The sequence below is a fragment of the Pseudarthrobacter raffinosi genome (genome assembly GCF_023913735.1).
In the GTDB taxonomy this organism is placed as follows: domain Bacteria; phylum Actinomycetota; class Actinomycetes; order Actinomycetales; family Micrococcaceae; genus Arthrobacter; species Arthrobacter raffinosi.
This window is the reverse complement of sequence record NZ_JAMXBH010000004.1, coordinates 230569-239239: the sequence shown is the minus strand read 5'-3', so window position 1 is coordinate 239239 and position 8671 is coordinate 230569. Positions and strand designations below refer to the sequence as shown.

The 8671-nt window shown below is 61.2% G+C and carries 12 protein-coding genes and 1 pseudogene; 1 reads left to right on the top strand and 12 read right to left on the bottom strand.

From position 1 onward, the window contains the following. Window positions 1-104: 104 nt before the first annotated feature. From NG698_RS05640 to rpsJ, 12 genes and pseudogenes are all read right to left on the bottom strand, one after another. A pseudogene (locus NG698_RS05640) lies at window positions 105-758 on the bottom strand (transposase); the annotation flags it as partial. 653 nt (window positions 759-1411) lie between these two features. After that, window positions 1412-1720, bottom strand: coding sequence for a 30S ribosomal protein S17 (gene rpsQ, locus NG698_RS05635; RefSeq protein WP_056344371.1), 309 nt, complete (start codon window positions 1718-1720; stop codon window positions 1412-1414). Continuing rightward, the gene (gene rpmC, locus NG698_RS05630) at window positions 1717-2046 is read right to left on the bottom strand and encodes a 50S ribosomal protein L29 (protein ID WP_252608635.1); all 330 of its coding nucleotides are present in this window, start codon (window positions 2044-2046) and stop codon (window positions 1717-1719) included. Before rpmC ends, rpsQ begins: the two co-directional genes overlap by 4 nt. Window positions 2047-2048: 2 nt before the next feature. Continuing rightward, entirely contained in the window at window positions 2049-2465 is a 417-nt protein-coding gene (gene rplP / locus NG698_RS05625) for a 50S ribosomal protein L16 (RefSeq protein WP_056344375.1), read from the bottom strand. Continuing rightward, on the bottom strand, window positions 2466-3308 hold the full coding sequence (rpsC, locus tag NG698_RS05620; protein WP_252608633.1) for a 30S ribosomal protein S3: 843 nt from the start codon (window positions 3306-3308) through the stop codon (window positions 2466-2468). After that, complete coding sequence (gene rplV / locus NG698_RS05615) at window positions 3309-3674, bottom strand: 50S ribosomal protein L22 (protein ID WP_056344381.1); 366 nt, start codon at window positions 3672-3674, stop codon at window positions 3309-3311. It abuts the gene before it with no gap. A 38-nt stretch (window positions 3675-3712) separates the two neighbouring features. Then, window positions 3713-3994 carry a 30S ribosomal protein S19 gene (gene rpsS, locus NG698_RS05610; RefSeq protein ID WP_056344384.1) on the bottom strand — a complete coding sequence of 94 codons (282 nt, stop codon included), beginning with the start codon at window positions 3992-3994 and terminating at the stop codon, window positions 3713-3715. Window positions 3995-4006: 12 nt separating this feature from the next. Next, window positions 4007-4846: a 50S ribosomal protein L2 gene (gene rplB / locus NG698_RS05605; RefSeq protein ID WP_056344386.1), complete on the bottom strand. Its 840-nt coding sequence runs from the start codon at window positions 4844-4846 to the stop codon at window positions 4007-4009. A 29-nt stretch (window positions 4847-4875) separates the two neighbouring features. Continuing rightward, on the bottom strand, window positions 4876-5181 hold the full coding sequence (rplW, locus tag NG698_RS05600; RefSeq protein ID WP_018773664.1) for a 50S ribosomal protein L23: 306 nt from the start codon (window positions 5179-5181) through the stop codon (window positions 4876-4878). Beyond that, the gene (rplD, locus tag NG698_RS05595) at window positions 5178-5801 is read right to left on the bottom strand and encodes a 50S ribosomal protein L4 (RefSeq protein ID WP_056344389.1); all 624 of its coding nucleotides are present in this window, start codon (window positions 5799-5801) and stop codon (window positions 5178-5180) included. Before rplD ends, rplW begins: the two co-directional genes overlap by 4 nt. A 4-nt stretch (window positions 5802-5805) precedes the next feature. Beyond that, on the bottom strand, window positions 5806-6456 hold the full coding sequence (gene rplC / locus NG698_RS05590) for a 50S ribosomal protein L3 (protein ID WP_056344391.1): 651 nt from the start codon (window positions 6454-6456) through the stop codon (window positions 5806-5808). Between the two features lie 17 nt (window positions 6457-6473). After that, window positions 6474-6782 (bottom strand): 30S ribosomal protein S10, encoded by a 309-nt coding sequence (gene rpsJ, locus NG698_RS05585; RefSeq protein ID WP_024366135.1) that lies wholly within the window; start codon window positions 6780-6782, stop codon window positions 6474-6476. Window positions 6783-7217: 435 nt separating this feature from the next. Here rpsJ and NG698_RS05580 point away from each other — a divergent pair, with 435 nt between their 5' ends. Then, complete coding sequence (locus NG698_RS05580) at window positions 7218-8669, top strand: GH1 family beta-glucosidase (protein ID WP_252608631.1); 1452 nt, start codon at window positions 7218-7220, stop codon at window positions 8667-8669. Window positions 8670-8671 lie beyond the last annotated feature (2 nt).

Below are 8671 nucleotides of genomic sequence, written 5' to 3'. Positions count from 1 at the left end.
CCCGCCCGCCGTTATGTGCCATGGACGGCCATCCAAACTGAGAAAAAGACACCACATCAGCGAATTTGGCCGCTCGGGCCACATAATCCAGCCGGGCACAGAACCCGGATTATGTTCCGCGGAACATAATCGGGCACCAGGCGCGGGACGCTGCCCCCGAAGAACGCGAACATCGCCGTGTGGGCGCGCAGCCACGACTCCTGCTTCATGTCCAGGCTCGCTTCCACGAACGCATACCGGCTGAACGGCAGGCACGCGACGAACAAATACACCCTCGACAGCTCACCCGTCGTCGGATCCAACAGCTGCATCGTGGGTCCGGACCAGTCGACCTCGATACTGCGGCCGGCCTTGTGCCCGACCCTTGACGTCGCCCCCGAGACGGCGGCGTGTTCGCCATAGAGGCGGCAGAACCGGTCATAGCTCATCGTTGCCTGCGCCATGGACGCTGCGTCGACATACTCCTGGTGCAACAGCTTCAACGTCACCCCGACCCGGGCCAACTCAGTGTGAACCCGGGGCCAGTCCGGCTGCGCGAAGACGCTCTCATGAACGCCGCGGCCGGGGAACACGGCCGCATACACCTCGGCTTCCGACAGCTCCGCGACGTCATCCCAGACGACGCCGAGCCGGTCCGCTGCATCGAGCACCGCCTGGACGCTATTGCGCGCGATGCCCTGCGCCGAGGCGATCGACCTGCCTGATAAACCCTGATTTCGTAACTGCAAGACAAGTTTCGCCTTGATCTTCCGTACCATTACCGGTACTCCTCCCACCACGTGGCCATCACATGGTGGGAGGAGCTTTTCAGGTGGCTCTCAACCACGCCAATCGTGGCTCTGAACGACACGATCCGTGATCTGGGCAGGTGGCTCTGAAGCGCACGGCAGGTGGCTCCCTTGGAAGCCAGTATTCAATCACCGGGAAAATCGGAATCTAGTCCTCGTTCTCGGTAAAAGGAAACAGTGAAGGGCCCACGGCGTGATCCCCGGCGCCCGGCTTAATGACGGACTGAAAGAACCATAGTGACTACGGCGTCGACAACAGGCGACCACAGGCACATTTTCAGCCCGGAACGGGCGCCCCGCAAGGGGCATACAGGCTTAATGCGCCTTTTCGGCGGACGCTCTCTCACTTTCATAAGAAAAGTGAGAGAGCGTCCGGGGATTTCCCGCATTAAGTGAGAGAGCGTCCTGATGCAAACGCGGACGACGGCGTCACGCAAGGCACGCTTTCGGCCCGCCGGCGGTGCCGTTCCCCCGGAAACCTGGCGTCCCGCCGTCGGCCGTCCCCAAAAACCTGCTCCGCGTGGCACACCCAGCCAGCTCAACCGCCGCCAAATACGGAAACCCCCGCTCCCAAAAGGGAACGGGGGTTTCCGGTGCAGTACCTGCAAGCAGGCTGCGGGGTGTTACTTGGCCTTTTCGAGGATCTCGACCAGACGCCACCGCTTGGTAGCGGACAGCGGGCGGGTCTCGGCGAGGAGAACGAGGTCGCCGATGCCGGCGCTGTTCTCTTCGTCGTGAGCCTTGATCTTCGTGTTGCGGCGGATGACTTTGCCGTACAAAGCGTGCTTTACGCGGTCTTCTACCTGGACAACGATGGTCTTTTCCATCTTGTCCGAGACTACGTAGCCACGCTTCGTCTTACGGTCACCGCGTTCGCCAGCCGTAGCTGCTGCGGAAACAGTTTCCGTCACGTTCTCGTCCTTTTCACTCACTTGGCATCCTCCTCGGCCTCAACCATTTCAGCCGTTTCGGCTTTCTTGGTTGCAGCCTTTTTGGACTTCTTCTCTTCCTTGGCTTCCACAACCGGTGCGGCAACCTCGGCACGAATGCCCAGCTCGCGCTCACGGAGAACGGTGTAGATACGTGCGATGTCCTTCTTTACCGCGCGCAGACGACCGTGGTTCTCCAGCTGACCGGTGGCGGACTGGAAACGCAGGTTGAACAGCTCTTCCTTAGCCTTACGGAGTTCTTCAACGAGTCGCTCGTTGTCGAACGTGTCCAGCTGTGCGGATGCAAGTTCCTTGGATCCTACTGACATTTCTATTCACCACCTTCGCGACGCAAAATGCGTGCCTTCAACGGGAGCTTGTGGATTGCCAGGCGCAGGGCCTCGCGAGCTACCGATTCCTCGACGCCGGAGATCTCAAAGAGAACCCGGCCCGGCTTGACGTTTGAGACCCACCATTCCGGCGAACCCTTACCGGAACCCATGCGGGTTTCGGCCGGCTTCTTGGTGATCGGACGGTCCGGGTAAATGTTGATCCAGACCTTACCGCCACGCTTGATGTGGCGGGTCATCGCGATACGGGCAGACTCGATCTGACGGTTAGTGACGTATGCCGGGCTCAGAGCCTGGATACCCCACTCACCGAAGGAGACCTTGGTGCCGCCCGTAGCAGCGCCGGAACGACCCGGGTGGTGCTGCTTACGGTGCTTGACTCGACGTGGGATAAGCATTTAAGCCTGTCCTCCTTCTACTGCAGCAGGTGCAGCCTCAACTGCCTGAGCCTCGGCAGCCGGAGCTGCCTCTGCTGCCGGACGGTCGGTACGACGGCGGCGGTCACCACGGTCAGCGCCGCCGGCGCCACCCGGGCGGCCCGGACGGTCGCTGGGACCGCGGCCACGGGACGGAGCAGCAGCTGCCTGCTGAGCCAGTTCCTTGGCGGTGACGTCACCCTTGTAGATCCAGACCTTCACGCCGATGCGGCCGAAGGTGGTCTTGGCCTCGTAGAAGCCGTAGTCGATGTTCGCACGGAGGGTGTGCAGGGGCACACGGCCTTCGCGGTAGAACTCCGAGCGGGACATTTCCGCGCCACCCAGTCGACCGGAGCAGGCGATACGGATGCCCTTGGCACCTGCACGCTGAGCGGACTGCATGGCCTTCTTCATCGCACGGCGGAAAGCCACGCGGGAAGTCAGCTGCTCAGCAACGCCCTGGGCAACAAGCTGTGCTTCCATCTCGGGGTTCTTGACCTCGAGGATGTTCAGCTGGACCTGCTTGCCCGTCAGCTTCTCAAGCTCGCCGCGGATGCGGTCTGCTTCAGCGCCGCGGCGGCCGATAACGATGCCGGGACGTGCCGTGTGGATATCCACGCGGACACGGTCACGGGTGCGCTCGATCTCAACCTTGGCGATACCGGCGCGCTCCATGCCAACTGACATGAGCTGGCGGATACGGATGTCTTCGCGAACGAAGTCCTTGTACCGCTGTCCGGGCTTGGTGCTGTCAGCGAACCAGTGCGATACGTGATCGGTGGTGATGCCGAGTCGGAACCCGTGCGGGTTAACTTTCTGTCCCACTTAGCGAGCCTCCTCTTTCTCAGGTGTAGCGACTACCACAGTGATGTGGCTGGTGCGCTTCTTGATCTGAAATGCACGACCCTGAGCACGCGGCTGGAACCGCTTCATGGTCGGGCCTTCATCAACGAACATTTCGCTGATGATGAGGTCGCTTTCGTCAAACGAAACACCGTCGCGGTCCGCGAGGGACCGGGCGTTTGCGATTGCCGACTGTACTACCTTGAATACCGGCTCCGAAGCTGCCTGGGGGGCAAACTTCAGAATTGCCAGAGCCTCATTCGCTTGCTTACCACGAACAAGGTTGACGACGCGCCGGGCCTTCATAGGCGTTACGCGGATGTGACGCGCAATTGCCTTGGCTTCCATTGCTTTCCTTCTCTCGTCTTTGACGTAAGTGCAGGCGCCTAGCGGCGCTTGCCCTTACGGTCGTCCTTGACATGGCCGCGGAATGTCCGCGTGGGAGCGAATTCGCCGAGCTTGTGCCCGACCATCGACTCAGTGACAAACACCGGAATGTGCTTGCGTCCGTCGTGTACGGCGATCGTGTGCCCAAGCATGTTGGGGATGATCATCGAACGGCGGGACCAGGTCTTGATGACGTTCTTGGTGCCCTTTTCGTTTTCCCTGTCCACCTTTACAAAGAGGTGCTGGTCAACGAAAGGACCTTTTTTCAGGCTGCGTGGCATGTGTCCAGGCTCCTATCGCTTGTTCTTGCCAGTACGACGGCGACGAACAATAAGCTTGTCGCTCTCTTTGTTGGGACGCCGGGTGCGGCCTTCCCGCTTACCGTTCGGGTTGACGGGGTGACGTCCACCGGACGTCTTACCCTCGCCACCACCGTGCGGGTGGTCAACCGGGTTCATCGCGACACCACGGACGGTCGGGCGAACGCCCTTCCAGCGCATGCGGCCGGCCTTACCCCAGTTGATGTTCGACTGCTCGGCGTTGCCGACCTCGCCGACGGTTGCGCGGCAGCGCACGTCAACGTTGCGGATTTCGCCGGAAGGCAGACGCAGCTGGGCGAAGCGGCCTTCCTTTGCTACAAGCTGGATCGATGCGCCGGCGGAGCGGCCCATCTTGGCGCCGCCACCCGGACGCAGTTCAACTGCGTGGATTACGGTACCAACCGGGATGTTGAGCAGCGGCAGGTTGTTACCGGGCTTGATATCAGCACCGGAACCTGCCTCAACGACGTCACCCTGGGAGAGCTTGTTCGGCGCGATGATGTAACGCTTGGTGCCATCAACGTAGTGCAGGAGGGCGATGCGAGCCGTACGGTTCGGATCGTACTCGATTTCGGCAACGCGGGCGTTGACGCCGTCTTTGTCGTGGCGACGGAAGTCGATCAGACGGTACTGGCGCTTGTGGCCACCACCCTTGTGACGGGTCGTGATCTTACCGGAGTTGTTACGGCCGCCCTTTTTGGGCAGCGGACGTACCAACGACTTTTCCGGCGTCGACCGCGTGATTTCGGTGAAGTCCGCTACGCTCGAGCCACGACGGCCCGGGGTAGTCGGCTTGTATTTACGGATTCCCATAATTTATTTCCTCGTTAAAGTGGTCTCCGCTACGAGAGCGGACCGCCGAAGATGTCGATGGTGCCTTCTTTGAGGCTCACAATTGCACGCTTGGTGTTCTTGCGGGTACCCCATCCGAATTTGGTGCGCTTGCGCTTACCGGCACGGTTGATGGTGTTGATCGATTCGACCTTGACGGAGAAAATCTTCTCCACGGCCAGCTTGATCTCGGTCTTGTTCGAGCGGGGGTCCACCAGGAAGGTGTACTTGCCCTCATCGATCAGGCCGTAGCTTTTTTCCGATACGACGGGTGCAAGCACGACGTCGCGCGGGTCTTTGATGGTGGCTGCACTCACTTGGCATCCTCCTCGTTCTTTGCTACTGCCCGGTCAGCAACGAATGCTTCGTAGGCAGCCTTGGTGAAGACAACGTCGTCAGAGACGAGTACGTCGTAGGTGTTCAGCTGGTCTGCGTACAGAACGTGAACACCGGCGAGGTTGCGCACGGAAAGTGCTGCAACATCGTTGGCGCGCTCGATGACAACCAGCAGGTTCTTGCGCTCGGAAACTCCGCGCAGCGTTGCCAGTGCGTTCTTGACGGACGGCTTGGTGCCCTCCACCAGTTCGGCAACAACGTGGATGCGTCCGTTGCGTGCCCGGTCAGAGAGTGCGCCGCGCAGTGCAGCAGCAATCATCTTCTTGGGGGTGCGCTGGCTGTAGTCACGCGGTGTGGGACCGTGGACTACGCCACCACCGGTCATGTGAGGAGCACGGATTGAACCCTGACGGGCGCGGCCGGTGCCCTTCTGCTTGAACGGCTTGCGACCTGCACCGGAAACTTCGGCGCGGGTCTTGGTTTTGTGGGTACCCTGGCGAGCAGCAGCGAGCTGGGCTACGACGACCTGGTGCAGCAGCGGCACGTTGGTCTGAACGTCGAAGATCTCTGCAGGCAGGTCAACCTTGACAGTGCTAGTCATTGAACTAGGCTCCCTTCACGGCGGTGCGTACGAGTACGACCTGGCCGCGGGCGCCGGGGACGGCACCCTTGATCAGGAGCAGCGACTTCTCGACGTCAACTGCGTGAACCGTGAGGTTCAGCGTGGTGTGACGAACGGCGCCCATGCGGCCGGCCATTTTCATGCCCTTGAAGACGCGGCTCGGGGTGGATGCGCCACCGATTGAACCGGGCTTACGGTGGTTCTTGTGAGCACCGTGTGAGGCGGGAGCACCGTGGAAGCCGTGACGCTTCATAACACCGGCGAAGCCCTTACCCTTGGTGGTGCCGATAACGTCGATCTTCTGGCCGGCTTCGAAGAGCTCAACAGAAAGCTCCTGGCCCAGCTCATAAGTGTCAGCATCTGCAGTGCGCAGTTCGACGACGTGGCGGCGAGGCGTGACGCCTGCCTTTTCAAAGTGACCAGCCAGCGGCTTGGTGACCTTGCGGGGATCGATCTGGCCGTAGCCGATCTGAACAGCTACGTAGCCATCAGTGTCTGCGTTGCGCAGCTGCGTGATGACGTTCGAATCTGCCTGGACCACAGTGACGGGGATGAGCTTGTTGTTCTCGTCCCAGACCTGGGTCATGCCGAGCTTCGTGCCCAGCAGGCCCTTTACGTTACGGGTTGCGGTCATAGTCTCTCAGCACCTCCCTACAGCTTGATTTCGATGTTCACGTCGGCCGGCAGGTCGAGACGCATAAGCGAATCAACAGCCTTCGGCGTGGGATCGATGATGTCGATAAGACGCTTGTGCGTGCGCATTTCAAAGTGCTCGCGGCTGTCCTTGTACTTGTGCGGAGAGCGGATAACACAGTAAATGTTCTTCTCCGTCGGCAGCGGCACGGGGCCAACTACCGTTGCGCCTGCGCGCGTGACCGTCTCAACGATCTTCCGTGCTGAAGAGTCAATGACCTCGTGGTCATATGACTTCAGCCGGATGCGGATTTTTTGTCCCGCCATGTCGCCTGACTCTCTTTCAGTTAGTGCTGCTCCCGGTGAGGGCTGCTCTGTTCACTTTCTTGTTGCATGTGGCTGCCGAAGCATTTGAAGTCTGAACTACCACCCGCCGCACAAGCTGAATCCGGATGAATCCGGGTTCCTCAGCCTGCCGACGTAACCGACCCCCGCGGTCGGGCGTGTCGCGCTTAGCACGCATACAAATCCGCAGTTCCATGGGGAGTGGGTTATGTTTGGGCTTCCACTTGGACCCTGACACCCGGCATTATCCGGATCGGGACACGAAGAAGCGCTTGAACAACTCATCTAGTATGCCGGATATTATGCCCAGAAGCGAATCTGCAGGCTGACACCTCCCCCCTCCGGCCCAGTGCGCATTCGGGCCCTGCACGGCCTGTGGTCATTGCCTTCGGCAACATCCGAATGGATGATGGGGGAATGACCGTCGAAAATGACGTTTCCGTCCAGGATCTGGCCGACCGACTGCCCAGCTCGTTTACCCTCGGTGTTGCCGCGGCCGCCTTCCAGATCGAAGGCTCCCTCTCCGCTGACGGACGGGGTCCCTCCGGTTGGGACGCCTTCGCGGAGAAACCCGGCGCCATCATCGATGGACACTCCCCAGCAGTGGCCTGCGACCACTACAACCGCTCGCCCGAAGATGTGGCTCTGATGCGGGACCTCGGCGTGGATTCCTACCGCTTTTCCATCTCCTGGCCGCGGATCCAGCCGGACGGCCGCGGTGCATTCAACAAACAGGGCCTGGACTTCTACGACCGCCTGATCGACCAGCTGCTCGAAGCCGGCATCTCCCCCATGGCCACCCTCTACCACTGGGATACGCCACTGCCCTTGGAGCACCGTGGCGGCTGGATGAACAGGGCCACCGCCGAACGCTTCGCTGAGTACGCAGGCGAGGCCGGCCGGCGTTTTGGTGATCGCGTAGACAAGTGGGTAACCCTCAACGAACCAGCCTCGGTAGTCCTCAACGGCTATGCGCTGGGCGTCCATGCCCCCGGACGGGATCTCCTCTTTGATGCCTTTCCTGCTGTCCACCATCAACTGCTGGCGCATGGCATGGCCACCCAGGCACTGCGGGCGGAAGGGGTCCGCGGCGGAATTGGCGTGACCAACCTGCATTCCCCCGTCCAGCCGGCAACGCGGAAAATTGCCGACAGGGCCGCTGCGAAAGTCTTCGACATTATGCTGAACCGGATCTATGCCGATCCGGTCCTCCTGGGCCGGTACCCCCGCTCCTTGCGGTTTGCCAAGCCGTGGCTGCCGTCGTTCGGCAAGATTTCCGACGCCGATCTGCGCACCATCCATCAGCCCGTGGACTTCTACGGCGTGAACTACTACCAGCCCGTGAAGGTAGCAGCCGGGCAGGGCACCGGCGAAGACCTTACGGTGCCAGCGGAAGCCATGGTCCGGATACCTGCCCACCAGATGCCGTTCGACGAGTACGGCACCACAGGCTTCGGCTGGCCGGTGGCTCCGGAGCACCTGGGATTCCTGCTGCGCGAGCTGAAGGACCGCTACGGGGATGCCTTGCCGCCGATCTACATCACCGAAAGCGGTGCCAGCTTCCCTGAACCCGAGCATGTCACCGGCCCCGTCCAAGACCAGCAGCGGATCGATTACATCGCGGGCCACTTGCGGCACGCCCTGGAGGCGACGGCTCCGGGCGGAATTGCCCACGACGTGGACCTCCGCGGGTACTACGTCTGGACCCTGATGGACAACTTTGAATGGGCCGCGGGGTATTCACAGCGCTTCGGCCTGGTGCACGTGGATTTCGACACCCTGGAGCGCACACCCAAGGAATCGTTCTACTGGTACCGGGCGCTCAGTCAGGCGCGGAAATCACTGGCCGGCGAAGGCCAGCCCGGCTGAAC